Raw genomic sequence first — 19535 nt, 5'->3', positions numbered from 1 at the left:
CCCCCACCCGTATCGGTAGGAGCCATCAGCATCGCTGCGCTTAAAGGCGAGCCCCATCGCCCTGGCTATCTTATTCCACTTTAGTATCTTATCCAACCGGCAAACGCGGCGTCAAGTACCTTTTTAACCTTCAGGCCGCAGGGTTTTCGGTCTTCGCCCTGCGCCAGACCAGCCAGAACAGGGGCAGCGCCAGCACCTCCAGGGCCACGATAAACAGAGTGACGTAAGCCAGGCGTATGTCGTAGAGATAACCCAGAATAACGCTGCCCAGCATCCAGGCCCCGCCGTAGGCGGTGTTGAAAATCCCGTAGGCGAAAGCGCGCCCGCCCGGCCCGACCATGTCGGCGACGGCGGCACGCATGGTTGTTTCCTGGATGCCCATCACCGCTCCCCAGAGGACCATCCCGGCCAGGGCCGGGAGATAGCCGTTGCCGAAAATCAGCCAGGGCAGCGGCAGGACTAAGAGCGGCACGGCGATGAGGGTGCCGAGCCCCGCACGGTCATAGAACCTGCCGGCCAGCAGGGCCACGACGGCGTCCACGCCCATGGCCACGGCATAAAGCACGGGGATCTGCACGTCGGAAACGACGCCCTGCAGCTTGAAATGGTAGGATACGATCTGGTAGTTGGCAAACCCGCCGACCGTTACGGCCGTAAAAGCCACGTACAGCCAGAACACGCGCGGGAGCCGCGGCTTGCGGGGCTCTCCGCGCACCTCGGGAGCCTGCTCCAGAAGATGCGGCGCCGGAAAGGTCTGCCGCGCCCACGTCAATGTTCCCAGCGCCAGCAGCGCCGGCACCAGCAAAATTCCGAACCCGACCCTGTAATTGCCGCCCAGGTAGAGGGCCGCGGCGGCGAGCAGGGGACCCGCCAGGGCCCCCACCTGGTCGAGAGCCTCGTGGATGGCGAACCCCCACCCGCGCCCGGTCTTTGACGTGGCAAAAGAAAGCATCGCGTCCCGGGCCGGCGTGCGCAAACCCTTCCCCATGCGTTCCAGGATCAGGAGCCCGGCTGCCGTCTCCCACCGCCCGGCAAGGGCCAGGGCGGGCACGGCCAGCAGGTTGATCCCGTACCCGAACGCCGTCAGCAGCCAGTACCTGCGCGTCCGGTCGGCCCAGTACCCCGAGACAAGGCGCAGCCCGTACCCCAAGAACTCCCCGAACCCAGAGACCAGCCCTACAATAAGGCCGCTGGCGCCAAGCAGGGCCAGGAACGGGCCGGAGATGCTGCGCGCCCCTTCATAGGTAAAATCGGCAAAAAGGCTGACAACGCCCAGCAAGACAATAAACTTAAACGCCTGTCTCTTACCGCCGTCCTCCCTAGTCAAGGCTTTTCCTCCTCAAAAAGTGTTGTTCTCAAAACTTCCTCGACCGTCGCCCGCAGCTCAGCAAGGCGCTCCAGCTCGGCCCGGCACTGCGCCAGAGCTTGCTTCCTTTCCTCCTCCCCGGCCTGGCGGTCGGTCAGGGCGCGTTCAATGGCGCTCTTGAGCCCGAAAGCCACGGCGTCGGCGCGCAGGCGCAGCTGGCCGGCCACCTCCCGGACGCGCTCGGTCAGCCCGGTGACGATGTCGGCCCGCACCCGGCCGCAATTGCGGTCCAGCAGTTCTTCAAGTTTGTGCCGGGCGTTGCCCGTGACCTTCTTGCGGATCAGGCTCTTCGGGAGCATCGACACCACCGTCAATTCCTCAAAGGCGGGAATGAAAGTCGGGTTATCCCAGAAGTGGAAATAGAAGAAGCGGTCGCCCAGGATGTACTCCTTGTAGTCCGTCTTGTGGACGGGAACGTTGAAGATGGCGGCCGAAACGGTCATCATGCGGTCGACAACGGCCTCGATCCGGGCGAAGAAGCGCTGCGCCACACTTTCAAAATCCTTGCGCACGGCCGTCCGCAGCTCGTCCTGTTTGACCTGCAGGACCTCGAGGATGATCCGCTTGGTGAACTCCTGGGTCTCCTCGGCGATCTGCCTTACGGACCTGCCCGGCCAGATCTTGTTGATATAGGCCTCGAGCCGGGCGGCCAGCGCGGGCTGCATCTGTTTTTTGAACGCCTCGATTTCTTCCCCCACCCGGTCGCCCAGTTTTTCGACCTCTCGGTACAGCAGGTAGATACTGTCTTCGCGCTCCTGCTCGAGAACCGCGAGTTCTTTGGTAAAAGCATCAAGCTTCTCCTGCAGGCTCTCCAGGGATTCGTCCATGCCCCGCCGCCACAGCTCCAGTTCAAGCGCCAGTTCATTGATAATCCGCTGCGCCCGGGAAGCTACCGCCGAAAGGATCAGTGCGGCCTTCTCCTTCTCGGCTACCGTGCGCAGGAGGGCCTCCAGCTCGCCCATGCGGCTCTGCCGGTAAAGGCTTTCGTTGCCGGTCAGCTTTCCTTCAAGAGCCTGCTTGGCGGAGACAGGCAGGACGGTGATCCCGGGCGTCTTTAAATGCTCGCGCAGGATTTGTGTCACAAATGCGATCGCTTCGCCAAGGTCGGCCTCCCGGACGAGATCGGCCTTGTTGAGGACGAAAATCATCTTGCCCACGTACTCGCGAATGTCGTGCAGGTAGGCCAGCTCGGTCTTCCCGAGGGGAGCGTCGACCGAAACCAGAAAAATGCCGGCGTCGGCGCGCGGGAGGTAGCCGTAAGCGGCCTGGGTATTGTGTTCGTATACCGACCCTACCCCGGGCGTATCCACCAGGATGACGCCCTGGGCCAGGTAGGGCGACGGGTGGGTAACGACGACCTCGCGTACTTTTTTCACATTGGCCGGGTTTCCTTTTTCGGTGACAAAGTCCGGAATTGCTGAAAGGCCGATCGGCTCATCCCGCCCGTCCAGGTAGTAAACCCTGGCGGCCGGCTCCGGACCGTGGTGGATAACGGTCGGAATGGCCGTCAGGGGGACCACCGCCGACGGAAGGACTCTATCCCCCAGAAGGGCGTTGATCAGCGTGGACTTGCCCCGCTTGAACTCCCCCAGCACCACCAGGGTGATCGTTTCCTGCCGCAGCCGCTCGGCGCTTTCGGCGAGCAGCTCGGCGGCAAAACGGTTCCCTTTTTGCCCGACGATGGCCGTCAGTTCCTCCACCGTCTTCTGCAAAGCTGTCTTCCGTTTGGCATAGTCGCCTGTCACGATTGTCACCACCCTAAAAACAAAACCCCTACCCAGCAGCGTCAGGCCGCTCGGTAGGGGTTATCAACCACGGCGTGGTAATTCAGGCGAACCCCATCGCCTCCATGTTCCGCCATTCACAACTACTCTTTATCTTAAGGTAGTCCGTTTCGTGCTGTCAAGGGACTCTGGAGGCCCTAGGAGACCGCTGAAAAACTGCGCCTGGCAAAAAGGATCGGATGCCAGAAGTCAGAAATCTGACCTGATGAAATCCGCAGAGCGATTGCTAAGGATTATAGACTTGCAATCGCGAAGCAATCGCTTCCCGTAACCGACCTCTGACCTCTTGCCTCGGACCTCTTTTTGAGCGGTCTTAAGGGTAACTTCTGAAGCATAGCCGTACCCTAGAGATGCCTATGCCAAAACCAGTGTATTGGCTTTTTGCGGCACTCTCCTAGACAAAGAACTGGATGATGTACTCGAGCGCCAGGCCGGTGATCAGAATTCCCAGCAGGACCTTGATCCACCGCTCCGGCAGGTACTTCTGAAAGCGCGCCCCGACGTAGGTGCCGGCCAGGCCGCCGACGCCGAAGAGGGCGCCCAGGGCCCAGTCGGGGCGGACCACCTTATCGGCGGCGTAAGAAGTAAGGGCCAGGATCTCGAAGAATGTCACGCCGGCGATGGAGGTCAGGAAGGTCCCGGCCAGGGCGGCGCCGGCCACGGTGTAGATCGGCAGCCCCATCATCGACACCACGAAGGGCGCAATGATCGCCCCGCCGCCGATGCCGTAGATGCCGCCGATCAAGCCGACAACAAGGGCCAGGATAAAGATCGTCATCGTGCTGAAGGAAAAAGTCTCGCCCCAGAACTCGTACTCGATGCGGGACAGCGACACCGACTTCGTCATGACCACGGCATCCGCCGGCAGGCCGGCGGCCAGGCGTCCCTTGAGTTGTTCCTTCTGCTGCTGCACGCGCTCCTTGAATTTCTGCTCAAGCGCCTTCTGCTTCTTCTTTCCCTCGCGGGCGCGTCCCGTCGACTCGTAAAGGGTGCGCACCCCTAGGTACAGCAGGACCAGGCCGACGAAGAGCTTGAAGGCCCGCGGGTCAGGCAGGTACTGGATGCGGATCAAAGACCCGGCGAAGACCCCGGGCAGCGTGCCGACGATCACCACCCAGGTCAGCGGCCAGGCCATCCGCCCTTCCTTGATGTAGCGGTAAAGCCCGCCGGGAATGGCCACGATGTTGTAGATCAAGTTCGTCGGGCTGACCGCAGGGCTGACGAAGCCGAGGACGCTCACCTGGAAGGGCAGGAGCAGGAAGGCGCCCGAAACGCCGGCCGGAGCGGTCATAGTGGAAACCAGAAAAGCCACCAGCGGGGGGATCAGCGGAAAAACGTCGACGCCCGAAACGGGGAAGTGCATTTATACCCTCTCTCCTTTCTATATCCCACTTCTCATTCAGCAGGGAATCAGCCCGTTCTCTTCCAGTATCCTCTGCCCCTCGCGGCCGTGCACCAAATCCAGGAAGGCCTGCGCCAGGGCCGGGTGTTTTGTCTGCCGGTGAACCCCGATGGCAAACTCGATAGGTGCGCCCCTGACCACCGCCGTTTCCCCGGGCTGCCGCCCCTCCAAGGTCACCGCCGCCCGCGCGTACCGTTCGGCGAAGGCGGGGCTGGAAAGGTCGATCTCCCGCGGCAAGGTCAGGTGCCGCAGGTCAAACTGTTTGGCTACCGAGGAATAGACAAAGGCGTAATCGATACGTCCCTGGGCAACCAGCTCGACCAGGTCGATCGACTTGGAGACAATCCGGTCGCGCGGGCACCGGGCCTGCAGTCGCGTGTAGAGGCCGCCGCGGTTGTAGTACCGCTCGGCCAGCTGCCAGACCATCAGCGTCCGGTAGCCGCAGGGATCCAGGTCCTCATCCGAACGGGCATACGTAACCCGGTCGGCGAGCAAGACGTCCATCCAGTTCCGGCTGTCGATCCCTCCTTGCCCCCTGGAGTATTCGTCAAAAACAATGACAATCCGGTCAGTAGCGAAAACAAAGCACCGGGCCACGATATCCGGAGCCAGGAAGTCGACGAAGATAGCCGGATCGGCCAGCACGATGACGTCGGCCTTTTCCCCATGCTGCAGCCGGCGGGCGCATTCCCGGGACCCGGCTCCCTGCATCGTCACCGTTACACCCGGGTGGGCATCCTGGAAGACCCGCGCGCACTCCTTGAGCGGGCCCCTCAGCGCCCCGGCGTGCAGGATGTGTAGAGACGCCTCGCTCATCGGACCTCATCACCTTTCATAACTTCCTCGATGTTTTCTTGCGTGATAAGGCCGCCCCGGATGTTCTCAAACAGCCTTAAGAACGCCTCCAGCTGTTCGCGGCGGCGGCGCGCATTGGCGGCCATCATATCTAAAAGATGCTCTCCTTCAACTGTCAGGTGGTAGACCCGCCGTGCGGGGCCGGACTCCCCGGCCTCCCACTGCGAGTGCACCAGGCCGTCGTCCTCCATCCGCCTGAGGTTGCGGTAAACCGTAGCCGGGTCGCTCTCCTCACCGGTAAAGGCCACACCGTTTAACATCTGGATCAGTTCGTAGCCGTGCATGGGGCGCAGCGAGAGCAGCAGCAAGAGCCCCGGCTGCAAAAGCCGCTCGGCCCGCAGGTAGGCAGCATATTCCGATGACTCACCGTTCAAGACATTTTGCCGGCTCATGTTTGCACATCTCTTCTATTTGCATAATGCACTTAGTGTTGTGAAAATAATAGCATGCCGTTCGCCGCTCTGACAACAACCTTTCTTCCATACTTACTTGACTTACTTGCGCAGCCAATTAGCCGGGGCAGGTTAAAACTTGGGCTTGTCCGGGTAAGGAGCAGAAGGGGACAAAACACGAACGGCGGGATTGCACCCCGTTTTTGCAGTGACTCTTACTGGTGCGGCCAAAGCTTTAATTCGGGATTAACGGCGATACCTGGGATAGAAGTACATCCATAAGCCCGTTCCGGTCATCAAAAGCAAAACATAGGCCGTCAGCTCGCTGACACTCCGGTGCCACGTCCTGACAGTGGAACTGCTGACGGGTACAGTATCAGCTTGGACCTGGTTTTCGTATCCCGCCCTTTGCTGAATTCCCTGGCGATACTGCCGGCCGCCGGTTGTACTGTTCTCCATGAACAAACCGGTAACCGCGATGAGGATAAACAGTACTGCCGCTGGTATCGCCAAAAACTTATGGACCTTTCTGGCCATCCTGTAACTGTTAATCGAAACGCACCCTCTCCCATACCTCTCATTACCGTTCTTATTCAAGATAGTAACACGATTTTCCTAATAACCAGCAAATCCTGGATGAGAAATCCTCCGCATATACTTGCCTTGTACGCATTCAAAAAGTGTTCGAGCTTTCGTTACCGGTTGTTCACAGAGCTGTCAAATCTTTTGGGTATGATAGCCAAAAGCCGGTACCAGCCGAAAGGAGGTGACCTTATGAAACGCAGATTGCTGTTAGTGGCTGTTGCCGCACTGGTGGTCTTCGCCTTTGCCCAGGCGGCGTTTGCCGGGTGGGGCGGCGGTCCGCGGATGCTCTCCAGCGACAGCTGGGTGAACATGGCTGACACCTTGAAACTTACTCCCGAACAGGCCCAGAAAATCCAGAACCTGCAGAAGGATCACTTTGCCAGCACCCAGGATGTCCGTGCCAAGCTGCAGCAGCTGATGTTTGAACTGCGCAGCTTGCAGTGGCAGCCCGGCGCCGATCAGGCGACGGTAGACGCCAAGATCAAGGAGATCAACGATCTCCGTGAGCAGCTCTACAAGGCTCAGCAGCAATACCGGGACCAGATGAAGTCCCTGCTTACCGACGAGCAGCTCGCCCAGATGGCTAAAACTAGAGGCTTCGGCGGCGGCCGTCACGGCGGATTCGCCCGTGGATGCTTCGGCGGCGGTTTTGCACCGAGCTCAAATTAAGCGAATGTTGATCCGCAACTACGATAAGGGGAAGGCTGTAATGCCTTCCCCTTCCGCATGTCTCACCCATTACCGAATGATTGGACTCGGTGATAAGTAATGTAGTTACTGGGGGTCAGCGTATTCAATGTTCGCCCGGCTGCGCAGTTCCGCCAGCCAGGAATCGAATTTCTCCTGGATTTTTTGATCTATAAGCCTCGTTTTTACATCATCCTTTATGTCCTCAAACGCCGGATTAACGGCAGCCTTTTTCTCCAGCGCCTGGATGATGTGGTAGCCGTATTGCGTCTGCACCACGTCGCTGATTTCCCCCAGATTCAAGGAGAACGCCGCCTTTTCAAACTCGGGCACCATCTGTCCCTTCTTGATGAATCCCAGGTCGCCCCCGCTGCCTGCGGTGGCATGATCTTTAGACTTCTGCTCCGCTATCTTCGAAAAGTCGGCTCCCCGGCGAAGGTCCTGCAGAATAGAGACTGCCTCATCCCTGGTGTCGACCAGGATGTGCCGTACTTTGACCTGTTCGGGCTGGCCGAACTCGTCCGGGTGGTCGGTGAAGTACTGTCGCGCCTCGTCATCGGTTACGGTCACGGTGGGGGCGATCAGTTTCCGGACTGTGTGCCACATGGCGATCTGTTCCTTTACCTTTTCCAGGCTGGAGCCCTGCAGGGCCAGCATCCGGTCCAATTCCTCATCGGAAGCAATCCCCCAGGTGTCCTTCATACTCTTTAATTCAGCCTGGATTTCTTCCGGAGTCACCTTAATACCCTTTTCTTCGGCTTCCTGCATAATCAGCATTCTGTCAACCAGATCTTCTTGAGTCTCACGTCCTACCAGCTTGTACATTTCCTGGTAGAGCTGCTCTTTGGTCAGCTTCTCACCGTTTACTCTAGCCAAAACCTCTCCCCGGCCGTTCCACCAGGCCCCGGCCAGAGCGAGCACCAAGACCGCAAATACGGCCAGGCCAATCATTTTGAAATTGAAAGCCTTCACTGTTTTTCCCTGGTTTTGTTCAGTCAACAAATAAGCCCCCTTGTCGTTGTTACCCTCACCCTGCCCTTCACAAGGACTCTGAATGAGAGCACAAAGTCCTGTTACCATTCTACCCGAATAACTTTCCGGAGTCGTTGCCAAAGTGTGAAAATTCCTTGAACAAATTCCACTGTGCTAAATGGAAAGTAGTCATAAGGACCGGCCCCTGAAACCCTTTGCTCCACCAAGAATCACTTTCAATACTTTCATGGGTATTGAGCATATGATATATTTACTATATGTTTAATGTTACTCTCTTTGTGCTCACGATAGCGGTGCTGGTTTACTCATACCGCAAGGATATGAACAAAAGCCGCCAGGCTTTGAAGATCGCCCAAAAACAGTTTTTGAACATCTTCCCCGGCATGCTCGGCATCATCGGCCTGATCGGCTTGATGCTGGCCCTCGTCCCGCGGGAGATCATCCAGAGCCTGTTCGGCAACGACAGCCTGGTCGGAATCCTGCTGATTTCAGCAGTCGGCTCCATTACCTTGATGCCGGCGTTCATCGCCTTCCCGCTGGCGTCCTCTCTTCTTGAAGCCGGAGCAAGTGTTACCGCCGTGGCCTGCTTCATTACCACCCTGCTCATGGTCGGCACACTCACCGCGCCCCTGGAGGCCCAGTACTTCGGTAAAAAATTCACCATCCTGCGCAACGGCTTCGGCCTTCTGTTTGCGTTGATTATCGGCTTTACGATGGGAGCAGTGCTGCGATGACGGCCGGCCTGAAGAAGTACACCCTCGTCCTTCTGGTGGCAGCAGCCGACCTCGTCCTCCGCCTCAAGAACCCCGCGCAGGGACAGGCGGCTGTCTCTGTTGCCGTCGACTACCTGGTTGAGATGCTGCTCTTCATCCCGCCCATCTTTGTCCTCATCGGGCTTCTGGAAATCTGGGTCCCCCGAAAGATCGTCGAACAGCACGTCGGCCCCGATTCAGGCGTTAAGGGGGTCATCATTGCCATATTGGTGGCGACCGCGGCGGCCGGGCCGCTTTACGCCGGTTTCCCGGTCGCTGACGCCCTGCTGAAAAAAGGCTGCCGCCTGGCCAACGCCGTCATCTTCCTGGGCACCTGGGCCACCGTCAAAATCCCGATGCTGATGATGGAAGTCAAGTTCGTAGGCTGGGAATTCGCCGCCCTCCGCCTGACTCTCACCCTGCCGGCGGTGGTCTTGAGCGGGTATGCTGTGGAAAAGGTAATGGCGATGGCCAAAAGACGCGAAACCCCCGCAGAAACCAGCTCTGGGGTCAAACCTTAAGTTTTCTTAAATACTACAGGATTGCTCTTTTAATTGGCAAAGAAAGCGGCTCATCTCGGAGGCCACAAGATGGCGGATATCGCTTCTTTCCTTGGCAAGTCCGGTGCACTGATTAGCATCGCGGCCAGCGATATAAGCGAGGGACTCCGTCACGTGACGGAAAGTGGGGTGCTTCCATCCGGGCCGTGGAGGCAAGGCTGAAAGGCGGAAAACTAAAAAATTCAATTCCTGACCCCAAGTAAAAAGGTGCTTTACGATCCTCATCCCAATGTCGTATCATGTAAGCATCTTGGTATACCATATGCCAGAGGTGAACATACGGATGAGTAACGGTTCCCCGCTGAAGCCTATCGTCAGCGAACTCGACTCCCAGGTCCGCGAAAAAGTCCATGAAAAGCTTCGCGAGGCCATTCTAAGGGGCCGTCTGAAGCCCGGAGAGCGCCTGATCGAACGCAAGCTCGCCGGGCAGCTCGGCGTCAGCCGGACTCCCGTGCGGGAGGCCCTGCGCATCCTTGAACTTGAAGGCTTGGTATCCCATCTCCCCCGCATTGGTGCTGTTGTGGCCCAGGTAAACGACATGGAAGTTTATGAGGTATACCGCATTCGGGTCGTCCTGGAGGGCCTGGCCGCCCGCATGGCCGCGGAGAGAATCGAACCGGGCCAGCTCGCACGCCTGGCCGAACTGCTGACGTCTATGGAGGAACTGGCCGCCAGGGGCGACCTGGATAACCTAGAAAAGACACACCGCGAGTTCAACGACACCATTTACCGGGCGGCCGGCAGCCCCCGTCTCTACGGCATGATCAGCTCCCTCGTCGACTACATCGCCACCTATGCCAGGGTGGGGTACTCCCATCCCGGCCGCGTCGCCGAAGCCATGCAGGAACACCGCCAACTGGTAGAGGCCGTCAAACTGCGCGACGGCGACCTGGCGGAGCGAGTCGCCAGGGAGCACATCAACAACTCCAGGTACGCCTACTTCAAAAAGACGGCCGGCACACTGGAACTCGAAGGTATCGGCCAAACGCGGAAGGACATTGAGCAAGAGCAGACAACGACATCTGGAGGAGAGTTTTAAGAATGTCGGGAACGGAACTGGTTCTCGTTTTGCTTACGGGCGTTGCGTCCGGATTCGTTAATGTCGTCGGCGGCGGCGGTTCACTGATTTCGATGCCCGTGCTGATTTTCATGGGCCTGCCCTCGGCCGTGGCCAACGGGACCAACCGCGTCGCCCTGATGGTCCAGAGCCTCGTGGCCATCGGCTACTTCCGCCAGAAAGGATTTTTCTATCCCAAGCTGAGCGTCATGCTGGGCATCCCCGCCGTCCTGGGCTCGATCGTCGGGGCGAAGTTCGCCATTTCCTTGTCGGACGAGATGTTCAACAAGATCCTCGCCCTCGTGATGCTGGCGGTCCTGGTTTTAATCATCTTGCGGCCGGAAAAGAAGTTTCTAAAAGAGGAAAGGGAAGATTTCAGCCCGCTGCGCCTGGCGGCGGCATCCCTGGTTTTCTTCGGCGTCGGCTTTTACGGCGGGTTCATCCAGGCCGGGGTGGGGTTCGTCATCATCGCCGCCCTGGCCCTCATCACCGGCATGTCCCTGGTCAAGATCAACAGCCTGAAGGTACTCGTCACCCTGATCTATATGACCTCGTCGCTGCTCGTCTTCGTTATCAGCGGCAAGGTCGACTGGCTGCTGGGCTTCGCCCTGGCCGCCGGAAACGCCGTCGGCGCCTACCTGGGGAGCTATTTCTCGGTGAACAAGGGCGACAAGTGGATTCGCGCCTTCCTCGTGGTTTCCGTGGTGCTGATGGCCGCCAAGCTGCTTAACGTCCACAAGCTGCTCTAATGCTAATGGGGTCAGACATACCGATTGTTACCGATCTTCCTTCAATTATGTAAATTATGCAAACCCCGGTCTCTAAATAACGCTCCATCACTTATTGTTATATTTGGGAATACCTGTGAACTAAGCGGGCATGCCTTAATAGTCCAGCTGCCCGAAGACGTACAGAAGAACAAATAGGGCGCCTCCTGCACGTTTGCCGAAAAAAAGCTTTACTTTTCTCCAGAAGACGTTTCCTTTTGAGTGTTTCTTGCCCTCACATCCTCACTCTCTCACCTGCACATAACAAAACTTTATGCATCTATCTTAATCCAAAACCACTCTTTGTCCGTCATGTTTATAAAGGGGCCAAACACTTTCACATGCTTGCCTTTTTAACCCCAGGGGGGGGGATCACCCCAACGGCCTTCCACCAGCTCTGGGGTCACCAGCTCTGAGGTCAAACCTTAAGTTTTCTTAAATACTACAGGATTGCTCTTTTAATTGGCAAAGAAAGCGGCTCATCTCGGAGGCCACAAGATGGCGGATATCGCTTCTTTCCTTGGCAAGTCCGGTGCACTGATTAGCATCGCGGCCAGCGATATAAGCGAGGGACTCCGTCACGTGACGGAAAGTGGGGTGCTTCCATCCGGGCCGTGGAGGCAAGGCTGGGAGGCGGAAAACTAAGAAAATTTAAGCCCTGACCCCAACTCAAACTCGTGTCCCAGCAGCGTCCTGCTGTCCAACCTGATCCTTGGCGAAAAGCTGATGCCCTGCCACCTGTTGGGGGCTGGGTTTCGTGGTGGCGGGGATTGCATTGATGGCGTCGACAAAGGAACCGGAACCGCACCCTGCTGATGAGAAGTGCCGGCACGTTGCTCGTCCTGGCGGTCGTCATACGCCTCTCGCGGAGAAGCGATCGGGATAACTCCCTTAACACGCAAACGTCCGTATGATGAATTCCTTGAACATCGGTTCCACAAAACGATACCGGGCCCTTGCGACTCTCTCGATAATGCCTTTCTCCTCCAGTCTATTGATTGACCGGGTGACGGCATTCGCTTGGGGTTTGTCCTTGTACGGCTGTTGGCCGGTGGCAAGCTTACAGATCACATCCCGCATCTGAGCGGAGCGGCCGAGTTCGGTCAGAATCTCGGTAAACGCCGGTTCGAGAATGGTCTGCGCCTGCTCGTAAGCCTGGTGCAGGACGGGCAGCGTCAGGACGTCGCGCCCGCCCAGGGCCACAAGCTGGTATGCCTCGTTGCACAGCAGCATTGTATCGTACGGGTGGCCGCCCGTAAGTTCCAGGAGTTCCCTCACCACGCCGGTATCCGCCTCCACCCCGCGACTGGCGAATTTGCTTTTAATGTAGGTAAGCCACGAATCCTGCGGAACGGGCGGCACCGGCAGAGGGACGGCGAAACGGTAAAAAGCCTCCCGGCGCGAAGAAAACAGCGTCTTCATCATGCTTTCTTTGGATCCCAAAAACAAATAGCTGACCCGATCCTGATGCTGAAAGGCGGCACGCATTCGTTTGAAGATGTTTTCACCTGCAACGATGGACACGTCCTGAAACTCGTCAAAGAGGACAATGATTCGCTTATTGTCCTTTTCCGCCAGCTTTTGCGGGAACTCCAAAGCCTGGTCCAGGAGTTCATCCGAACTCGCCTTCCGACTGACAAAAAGGCTGACTTCCATTTCCAAGTCCTGCAGCCTCAAGCTCACCGGAATCGGACCAAATTGGCGCAACTTCTCCCGAACGGCGGCCAGCGTTTTCGGCAAGCCCGTACGGTTGGCCAAACACCCCTCCATAATCCGTTCCGCCAGATGTTCTTTATCCCGGATAGCAAAACAATCAATTGAAAGAGTGTAATACCCTTTGTCTTTCAGGCGTCGCAGCGCTTCTTTAGCCAGGGAAGTCTTCCCTATTCTGCGAGGGCCCGTCAGCATGATACTATTCCCTTCTTCCAGCCTGGAAACAAGTGCATCAACGAAAGGCAATCTTCCAACCAGGTCTTCTTCCGGTACCGGATGTCCGAGTGGAAACAGCTTGTCACTCAAGGTTTCTTAACCCCTTAACACGTATTTAGTATTATTATAACACCTTGAGCGTGCTATGACACTACATGAATTGTAGTATTGCTTCTTGCCCCAAATTAGAATTTGACACAATATGGCTACATTGTTCCTCGACGCCCGCCGATCACTTCGAGTTACGAAACATAACAAAACTTTATGCATCCAAAACTCCTCTTTGTCCGTCATGTTATAAAGGGGTGTGCATTTTGACATACTTGCCCTTTCTAATCCCAGGGGGTGCTACCGTGCCGCAACCACAAGACCAACCCCGTATTACCAACAGAGAAAGGGGATCCTACACCTTTTGATCCAAGGGAAAAGCAAGCAACCATGCAATCGCCAAGGAACTCCACCTTGCCCTACCAACCGTAAAACAATACTGCAGCCGCCTTTATGCCAAGTTTGGAGTCAGCAACAGAACCGAACTTGCGGTTCGCATTCTTGGAAAACCACGACCATAGACCATAAATACATAGATCAAAACAATAGGCTATTCGAATCATCCCAGGAACTGTTGTTCAACATTTTTTAAATTGTTACTTTAACCTATGCCTATTCGGCATCCAACCAACCCAAGATGCGCTGTCAGCGCCGGGTTTAAAATGACCCAGTAGCGCCGAAAAAGAATTGACCCACCCCCCGGCGAAAGACACCTTCGACTGCAAAAGACGGAGGTGTCCAACAAGATGCTGGAGGGTGGGAAAGTGAAACAGATCATCGAGTTGCACGGCAAGGGCGAATCCATCCGTGCCATCACAAGGCTTCTTGACGTATCCCGGAACACGGTTCGTAGATACCTTCGGGAGCCGGGGATACCCAAACCGAAGCCCCGGGCGAAGCGGGGGTCCAAGCTCGACCCCTACAAAGATTATATCCAGAAGCGGCTTAGCGAGGGAGTGGACAATTGCGTCGTTCTGCTCCGGGAGATCCGGGAGTTGGGCTACACAGGCGGCTACTCCATCCTCAAGGAGTACGTTCACCCGTTCCGCCGATGGCGGCGGAAGCCTGAAGTCACCGTGCGCTTTGAAACCAAGCCCGGCGAACAAGCGCAAGTCGACTTCGGCCGTTACCGCTACCTGACGCCGGACGGGACACCACGTTATGTCTGGGCTTTCGTCCTGGTGTTGGCCTGGGCGCGGGCCATGTACGTAGAGTTCATCCAGCGCGCCGACGTGGCCGGCTTCATCCGCTGCCACATCAACGGTTTTGCGCGGCTGGGCGGCATTCCGCGCAAGTGCCTGTACGACAACGCCAAGCTGGTCGTTCTTGACCGGGACGAGGCCGGGCAGCCTATCTGGAACAAGCGTTTCCTGGACTTCGCCCTGCGGCTGGGCTTTGACATCCAGCTTTGCCGGCCCTACTGGGCCAGAACCAAAGGCAAGGTCGAGCGCGGCGTCGGGTACGTCGAAGGCAACTTCTGGCCTGGTGCCCGGTTTACTGATCTTACTGACCTCAACCGCCGGGCCCAAGTCTGGCTTGACACCGTGGCCAACGTCCGTATCCACGGGACGACCCGGGAACGACCGATTGACCGCCTGATCATCGAGCAGGCCCATCTGATGCCCCTGCCCGGCCCCGATAAGCTTTTACCTTTCCTGCGTGAGGAGCGCAAGGTGGGCCGGGATGGTTACCTCCAATGGAACGGCTCCTGGTATGGCGTCCCCTGGCAATGGGCCGGCCGAAAAGTAGAGGTCCAGCCGGACGAGACCACGGTCCAGATCTGGGCGGGGAACGAAAGGCTGGCCGTCCATCCGCGGGCCGTAACCCCGGGGCAGCGGCTTACCCTGCCCGGCCAGTGGGACGGGCTGCCGATGGGTGACCACCGGCGGCGCCAAACCCCAACAGCTTTTCAGGTCCAGACGGTGGAAGTCCAGATTCGGTCTTTGCTGGACTACGAAGCGTTGGTGGTGAGCGAACGGTGATCGCCCTGGAGAAAGCGCGCCACTACCTGGAGCACCTGGGTTTAGGACAGGCGGCGGCGATCCTGGACAGCCGACTGGAAGCGGCCGTGCAAAAGCAGTTGTCCTATGCCGACTTCCTGGCCGACCTGCTGGGGATCGAGGCGGCAGCCAGGCGGGAGCGTTATCTGAAGACCCGGACCCGGCTGGCCCACCTGCCCTACCACCGGACCTTAGAGCAGTTCGATTTTGGCTTCCAGCCATCGGTGGATGAACGTCTGGTAAGGGAACTCGCTACCTTGACCTTCGTCGCCGACGCGGCGAACATCCTGCTTCTGGGCCCGCCGGGGGTGGGCAAAACCCACCTGGCGGTGGCCCTGGGGATCAGGGCGATTGAACAGGGCTACGGCGTCTACTTTGTCCGGGCCCACGACCTGCTGGAAGACCTGCGCCGCGCCCAGGCGGAACACCGGCTGGACAGGAGAATGCGGGTCTACCTGGCCCCGAAGGTCCTGATTATTGACGAGTTCGGGGTCTGGCCCTACGACCGCCAGGCGGCCACGGCGCTCTTTGCCCTGATCTCGGCCAGATACGAGCGTGGCAGCATCATTCTGACGTCGAACAAGGGTTTTGCCGAATGGGGCGAGGTGTTGGGTGATGCGGTGATTGCCACGGCGATCCTGGACCGGCTCCTGCACCACAGCCACGTCCTGAACATCCGCGGGGAGAGTTACCGCCTGCGGGAGAAGAAACGGGCCGGTCTGTTTGGACCACACCCCAGACCGGAGGTGGTTAACGCCGAGCAGTCCAAACCGTAGTTTGTCGGCCGGGTGGGTCAATTCCCAACCGGCGCCAGTGGGTCAAAAGTAAGTCGGCGTTGACATGCGCAAGTTTATCGGAATCAAGAAAGGGCTATTCAGCTAACCGGTACGGTGAGCAAGTTAAGGCCGTTCTTCGTATGGCAGGCCTATCACTGTTTTTCTATGGCATAGTGCAAAGGTCGGTAATACCTGTACTTTACGAGTACACACGTGATGGCAAGCTAAGGGCGAAAACCGATGTAAGCAGTCTTCCGGCTTCTCAAGGCAGCCCTAGACGGCAGCCCGATAACTTAGCTGCGACGACAGTAGGTTCTGGCGTTCAGGTCATCGGGTTCCGGAACGGCGGAAAGTGTAATACAGGGGATGCGTGCAGGAAGGTCGGGATGCCGTTTACGGGCACGGTAGAGGAGTTGCGCGCCCTTCTACGCCTGTAGTGCTGGATGCTCCTCGGAAGAGACCGCTCCCGGTGCTTTAAGCACTTGTGCGCCGGCGACAGGGATAACTCTGTCTGGTGGCGAAACACGGCAGGGGCGTGGTCGCCCTGTATTCTTGGTCGGGAGGGTGATGTGCGTGGATCGACTGGCGCCCTGGGCTCCCGCTGACGGCCGGTTGGGGGGCCCTGCGAGAACGCAACGGGTAATCTTAACCGTCTGGTTTGTTTTGCTATTGCTCCTCCTGTTCTCCTGTCCCGGGTCCGCCTCTGCCGCGCCCCGCGTCCTCCTCGACGGTAAACCCCGCTCCTTCGACGTGCCCCCGGTGATGGAGCAGGGCCGCGTCCTGGTGCCGATGCGGGCCATTTTCCAGGCTCTGGGCGCAGAGCTTGAGTGGGACGGCGCCACCGAGACCGTCACCGCCACCAGGGGGCGGACGACCGTTATCCTGACCATTGGGAGCAGGACCGTATTCAAGAACGGTAGCCCCGTCGTCCTCGACGTTCCGGCAAAAATCATAAACGGTCGGACCGTGGTTCCCCTGCGCTTCGTCTCCGAAGCCCTCGGTGCCGGGGTGGATTGGGATGCTGTTGCCCAGACCGTCACCATTTCCTCCGGCACACCCCCTGCCGAAGGATCACAGGGTGTTGCACCGAAACCCGAGACGAGCCTGATCAAAAGGGAGTTTGCCTGGAACTATGGAGGAAAGCACTGGACGTGGAGACTGGTGGTTCCGGAGGAGGCCTACACATATTACACTAACCTGAAACGCCCACCGACGGACGACTATTCGGTCTACGTTACCGATCCGGCTGACGATACTTTTATTTCAAGTCTAGCTGCTCGATTAAAGGAGACGGCCGTGCGGGAAAAATACTCGCCCAAGCAGACGGTAGAACTCGTTGTAACCTTTGTCCAGAACATCAAATATGCCCTAGACAACGTTTCCAAGGGCGTTGAAGAGTATCCGAGGTACCCCCTGGAAACCCTCGTTGACCAAGAGGGCGATTGCGAAGACCACAGCATCCTGCTCGCTTCCGTTCTTAAGGAAATGGACTACGGTGTAATATTGATTTATTTCCCCGGTGAGCATATGGCCGTGGGCGTTAAGGGCAAGGACCTGCCCGGTGCGTACTACGAGTACGAAGGTGCGCGGTACTACTACGTAGAGACAACGGCTACCGGCTGGTCAATCGGCAAAATCCCGGATGAATATCTCCGGACCAAAGCCCGCATAGTCCCGCTGGTACCGCGGCCGGTACTGACCCACAAAGGCGAATACAAATGGACATCAAAAGGCACTGCAGGCGGCTGGCTTGAACTGAAGGTCGAGGTGCGTAACGACGGGACGGCCACCGCCCGGGCTACCAAAGTTTATGCGGCCCTGGATGCGGGAGGCGGTCTTGTTTACGACCAGCAGTGGTCTGACTCACTCGACCTGGAGCCGCACTCTACGGGTACTTACACTTTGTTTCTGAAACTGCCGGCCAACGTGTATACGCGCCTGATTGTAAAGATCGTGAGCGATGATTACCTTGCAGATGAAAGCACCTCTGATTGGTTCAATACGTGAGACGAGCAGACTGCACAGGCGGAGCGGGTCCGATTTTTTTATGCACGAGCGGAGAAGCATGCCTAAGAGAACCAGGCACAAACCGGTCGTTTGAGTGTAGCTGACTAAGGCAGGTCTGTTCGCGGATTAGTGAATGCTGTATTACTGGGACCCTTACAGAAAGAAACACGTAGGGTCTGCGGCCAAGATAAAATCCGATAAATGGCCACGAAAAGTCGTCCACCTGCAAATGGCAGTGCAGGTAAGACAAGGCCCACTCCCTAATTGATGCTCGGGTAAGCACAACCAAACCGGAGCAAGGGAGTGAGCCAAGACTTGATGGAGGTGGCGACAATCGTAGACATCGCGCGGTTAAAAGAACAGGGACTGTCGAGACGAGCCTGGCTTTCCAACCATTTCTTCGCGAATGGTTCGCGAGCGATAGCCGGATAACGTTCCCACCGAGGTCATTTGGGTCAGGAATATGGGCCATCGCTTCCACCCCTTTCCGGGAACACCTGCAATTACTGCTTAGGTCCCCACGGAAAAGAGTCTACCATCCAAGTAACTTATAGCAACCTGGATTTCAGCGACTGGGGAACCTTGTTTGCCAGTCCCGGGACGGCGGCCGCCCTTCTGGATCGTCTGCTACACCACGCTCACGTGATTACCCTACGTGGTGACAGCTACCGGGTGCGCAACCGTCTGGTGCCGCCCAAACTCACCCAGGCAAAGGAAGGATAAGAACAGCTTCCAGAATCTAGTTGACGACTTTTCGTGACCGAAAATGACGATTTTCTAGTGGCCAAAAGTGCGGATTTTCCATTATCCATTGACACTGGTGTCACACACATGGGAGTTGATTTCCTCTACGCTCCATTACTTATTGTTATATTCAGGAGCACCGCAGACTAAGCGGGCATGCCTTAATAGTCCAGCTGCCCGAAGAGGTACAGAAGAACATTAGGACGCCTCCTGCACGTTTGCCGAAAAAAAGCTTTACTTTTCTCCAGAAAAGGTTACAATAAGGATGGCTCAAGTAATCGGTCGAAAGGGTACGGTTCAATATCCTTCTCAACTACTTAATGGTAGGGGGGTCAAAGGTAAGTGAATCCCCTGAACCATTCTGAGCAACAAAGTATTGAGGAGGATTTTCTATGTTTCAAGACAAAACCCTAACCTGCCGTGACTGCGGCGCCGAGTTCCTTTTCTCTGCCTCTGAGCAGGAATTCTACGCGACAAGAGGGTTCACCAACGAACCCGGTCGTTGCCCCGACTGCAGGGCGGCGCGCAAGCAGCAGAGAAACAGCTTCGGGGGCGGCTATAACCGCGGCCCGCGCGAGATGTTCCCGGCCACTTGTGCCGCCTGCGGCGCCGAAACCGAAGTTCCGTTCCGCCCGTCGGGCGACCGCCCGGTTTACTGTCGCGATTGCTTCGGCAGCAACAGAAAAGCCAGCCGTTACTAATCTGTGAGGCCGAAGAACTCCTCCGCCCGTAGGCGGAGGAGTTCTTCTTTATCAATGGAGCCAAACTGATTTTCTGCATGTCCGTAAATCTGATAGCCTTGGGATCTAATAGCGAGCCTTGGATTTTCCT

19 protein-coding genes and 2 riboswitches are annotated in these 19535 nt (G+C 57.5%); of the genes, 11 read left to right on the top strand and 8 right to left on the bottom strand.

Annotated features, from left to right (window positions below):
* Positions 1-9 precede the first annotated feature (9 nt).
* Positions 10-70: riboswitch (Fluoride riboswitch) on the bottom strand.
* A gap of 60 nt (positions 71-130) precedes the next feature.
* From ACPV0M_RS11360 to ACPV0M_RS11335, 6 genes are all read right to left on the bottom strand, one after another.
* Complete coding sequence (locus ACPV0M_RS11360) at positions 131-1327, bottom strand: MFS transporter (RefSeq protein WP_425620742.1); 1197 nt, start codon at positions 1325-1327, stop codon at positions 131-133.
* Positions 1324-3111: a dynamin family protein gene (locus tag ACPV0M_RS11355; protein ID WP_425620741.1), complete on the bottom strand. Its 1788-nt coding sequence runs from the start codon at positions 3109-3111 to the stop codon at positions 1324-1326. The genes ACPV0M_RS11360 and ACPV0M_RS11355 overlap by 4 nt, the downstream gene beginning before the upstream one ends.
* A gap of 47 nt (positions 3112-3158) precedes the next feature.
* A riboswitch (Fluoride riboswitch) is annotated at positions 3159-3221 on the bottom strand.
* 323 nt (positions 3222-3544) lie between these two features.
* Positions 3545-4513 (bottom strand): sulfite exporter TauE/SafE family protein, encoded by a 969-nt coding sequence (locus tag ACPV0M_RS11350; RefSeq protein ID WP_425620740.1) that lies wholly within the window; start codon positions 4511-4513, stop codon positions 3545-3547.
* A 36-nt stretch (positions 4514-4549) separates the two neighbouring features.
* A complete protein-coding gene (locus ACPV0M_RS11345; protein ID WP_425620739.1) occupies positions 4550-5368 on the bottom strand; it encodes an extracellular solute-binding protein in 819 nt (272 codons plus the stop codon).
* Positions 5365-5799, bottom strand: a complete 435-nt coding sequence (locus ACPV0M_RS11340; RefSeq protein ID WP_425620738.1) for a helix-turn-helix transcriptional regulator — start codon at positions 5797-5799, stop codon at positions 5365-5367. The genes ACPV0M_RS11345 and ACPV0M_RS11340 overlap by 4 nt, the downstream gene beginning before the upstream one ends.
* A 246-nt stretch (positions 5800-6045) precedes the next feature.
* Positions 6046-6336, bottom strand: a complete 291-nt coding sequence (locus ACPV0M_RS11335; protein WP_425620737.1) for a hypothetical protein — start codon at positions 6334-6336, stop codon at positions 6046-6048.
* Positions 6337-6573: 237 nt separating this feature from the next.
* On the opposite strand from ACPV0M_RS11335, the gene ACPV0M_RS11330 reads away from it, so the two are divergent.
* Entirely contained in the window at positions 6574-7053 is a 480-nt protein-coding gene (locus ACPV0M_RS11330) for a Spy/CpxP family protein refolding chaperone (RefSeq protein ID WP_425620736.1), read from the top strand.
* A gap of 105 nt (positions 7054-7158) precedes the next feature.
* Here ACPV0M_RS11330 and ACPV0M_RS11325 read toward each other — a convergent pair whose 3' ends face one another.
* Positions 7159-8070, bottom strand: coding sequence for a foldase protein PrsA (locus tag ACPV0M_RS11325; RefSeq protein WP_425620735.1), 912 nt, complete (start codon positions 8068-8070; stop codon positions 7159-7161).
* A gap of 251 nt (positions 8071-8321) precedes the next feature.
* Here ACPV0M_RS11325 and ACPV0M_RS11320 point away from each other — a divergent pair, with 251 nt between their 5' ends.
* From ACPV0M_RS11320 to ACPV0M_RS11305, 4 genes are all read left to right on the top strand, one after another.
* Entirely contained in the window at positions 8322-8798 is a 477-nt protein-coding gene (locus ACPV0M_RS11320; RefSeq protein ID WP_425620734.1) for a permease, read from the top strand.
* Positions 8795-9337, top strand: coding sequence for a permease (locus tag ACPV0M_RS11315; RefSeq protein ID WP_425620733.1), 543 nt, complete (start codon positions 8795-8797; stop codon positions 9335-9337). Before ACPV0M_RS11320 ends, ACPV0M_RS11315 begins: the two co-directional genes overlap by 4 nt.
* 322 nt (positions 9338-9659) lie before the next feature.
* Complete coding sequence (locus ACPV0M_RS11310) at positions 9660-10415, top strand: GntR family transcriptional regulator (RefSeq protein ID WP_425620732.1); 756 nt, start codon at positions 9660-9662, stop codon at positions 10413-10415.
* 2 nt (positions 10416-10417) lie between these two features.
* Positions 10418-11182 (top strand): sulfite exporter TauE/SafE family protein, encoded by a 765-nt coding sequence (locus tag ACPV0M_RS11305; protein WP_425620731.1) that lies wholly within the window; start codon positions 10418-10420, stop codon positions 11180-11182.
* A gap of 909 nt (positions 11183-12091) precedes the next feature.
* Here the strand turns inward: ACPV0M_RS11305 and ACPV0M_RS11300 are convergent.
* Positions 12092-13108, bottom strand: a complete 1017-nt coding sequence (locus tag ACPV0M_RS11300; RefSeq protein ID WP_425620730.1) for an AAA family ATPase — start codon at positions 13106-13108, stop codon at positions 12092-12094.
* 464 nt (positions 13109-13572) lie between these two features.
* Here ACPV0M_RS11300 and ACPV0M_RS11295 point away from each other — a divergent pair, with 464 nt between their 5' ends.
* The 6 genes from ACPV0M_RS11295 (at position 13573) to ACPV0M_RS11270 (ending at position 19405) form a co-directional block, all read left to right on the top strand.
* Entirely contained in the window at positions 13573-13698 is a 126-nt protein-coding gene (locus ACPV0M_RS11295) for a LuxR C-terminal-related transcriptional regulator (protein WP_425622203.1), read from the top strand.
* A gap of 243 nt (positions 13699-13941) precedes the next feature.
* Positions 13942-15159 (top strand): IS21 family transposase, encoded by a 1218-nt coding sequence (gene istA / locus ACPV0M_RS11290; RefSeq protein WP_425620249.1) that lies wholly within the window; start codon positions 13942-13944, stop codon positions 15157-15159.
* Complete coding sequence (istB, locus tag ACPV0M_RS11285) at positions 15156-15953, top strand: IS21-like element helper ATPase IstB (protein WP_425620248.1); 798 nt, start codon at positions 15156-15158, stop codon at positions 15951-15953. The genes istA and istB overlap by 4 nt, the downstream gene beginning before the upstream one ends.
* A 573-nt stretch (positions 15954-16526) precedes the next feature.
* Positions 16527-17960 carry a stalk domain-containing protein gene (locus tag ACPV0M_RS11280; protein WP_425620729.1) on the top strand — a complete coding sequence of 478 codons (1434 nt, stop codon included), beginning with the start codon at positions 16527-16529 and terminating at the stop codon, positions 17958-17960.
* Positions 17961-18410: 450 nt separating this feature from the next.
* Positions 18411-18683: an ATP-binding protein gene (locus tag ACPV0M_RS11275; RefSeq protein WP_425620728.1), complete on the top strand. Its 273-nt coding sequence runs from the start codon at positions 18411-18413 to the stop codon at positions 18681-18683.
* Between the two features lie 413 nt (positions 18684-19096).
* Positions 19097-19405 carry a zinc-ribbon domain containing protein gene (locus ACPV0M_RS11270; protein WP_425620727.1) on the top strand — a complete coding sequence of 103 codons (309 nt, stop codon included), beginning with the start codon at positions 19097-19099 and terminating at the stop codon, positions 19403-19405.
* Positions 19406-19535 lie beyond the last annotated feature (130 nt).

Source organism: Desulfosceptrum tomskiensis (assembly GCF_049818055.1).
In the GTDB taxonomy this organism is placed as follows: Bacteria; Bacillota; Desulfotomaculia; order Desulfotomaculales; family JASEER01; genus JBFLVT01.
Note: the sequence above shows the minus strand (reverse complement) of the source record. Positions and strands in the feature narration are given on the sequence as shown.

What these genes read in the sequence shown, in the direction of transcription:
- ACPV0M_RS11350 (WP_425620740.1), bottom strand. Translation starts at nt 4,513, where the DNA reads ATGCACTTCCCCGTTTCGGGCGTCGACGTTTTTCCGCTGATCCCCCCG.
- ACPV0M_RS11345 (WP_425620739.1), bottom strand. Translation starts at nt 5,368, where the DNA reads ATGAGCGAGGCGTCTCTACACATCCTGCACGCCGGGGCGCTGAGGGGC.
- ACPV0M_RS11340 (WP_425620738.1), bottom strand. Translation starts at nt 5,799, where the DNA reads ATGAGCCGGCAAAATGTCTTGAACGGTGAGTCATCGGAATATGCTGCC.
- ACPV0M_RS11335 (WP_425620737.1), bottom strand. Translation starts at nt 6,336, where the DNA reads ATGGCCAGAAAGGTCCATAAGTTTTTGGCGATACCAGCGGCAGTACTG.
- ACPV0M_RS11330 (WP_425620736.1), top strand. Translation starts at nt 6,574, where the DNA reads ATGAAACGCAGATTGCTGTTAGTGGCTGTTGCCGCACTGGTGGTCTTC.
- ACPV0M_RS11320 (WP_425620734.1), top strand. Translation starts at nt 8,322, where the DNA reads ATGTTTAATGTTACTCTCTTTGTGCTCACGATAGCGGTGCTGGTTTAC.
- ACPV0M_RS11315 (WP_425620733.1), top strand. Translation starts at nt 8,795, where the DNA reads ATGACGGCCGGCCTGAAGAAGTACACCCTCGTCCTTCTGGTGGCAGCA.
- ACPV0M_RS11310 (WP_425620732.1), top strand. Translation starts at nt 9,660, where the DNA reads ATGAGTAACGGTTCCCCGCTGAAGCCTATCGTCAGCGAACTCGACTCC.
- ACPV0M_RS11305 (WP_425620731.1), top strand. Translation starts at nt 10,418, where the DNA reads ATGTCGGGAACGGAACTGGTTCTCGTTTTGCTTACGGGCGTTGCGTCC.
- ACPV0M_RS11300 (WP_425620730.1), bottom strand. Translation starts at nt 13,108, where the DNA reads ATGCTGACGGGCCCTCGCAGAATAGGGAAGACTTCCCTGGCTAAAGAA.
- ACPV0M_RS11270 (WP_425620727.1), top strand. Translation starts at nt 19,097, where the DNA reads ATGTTTCAAGACAAAACCCTAACCTGCCGTGACTGCGGCGCCGAGTTC.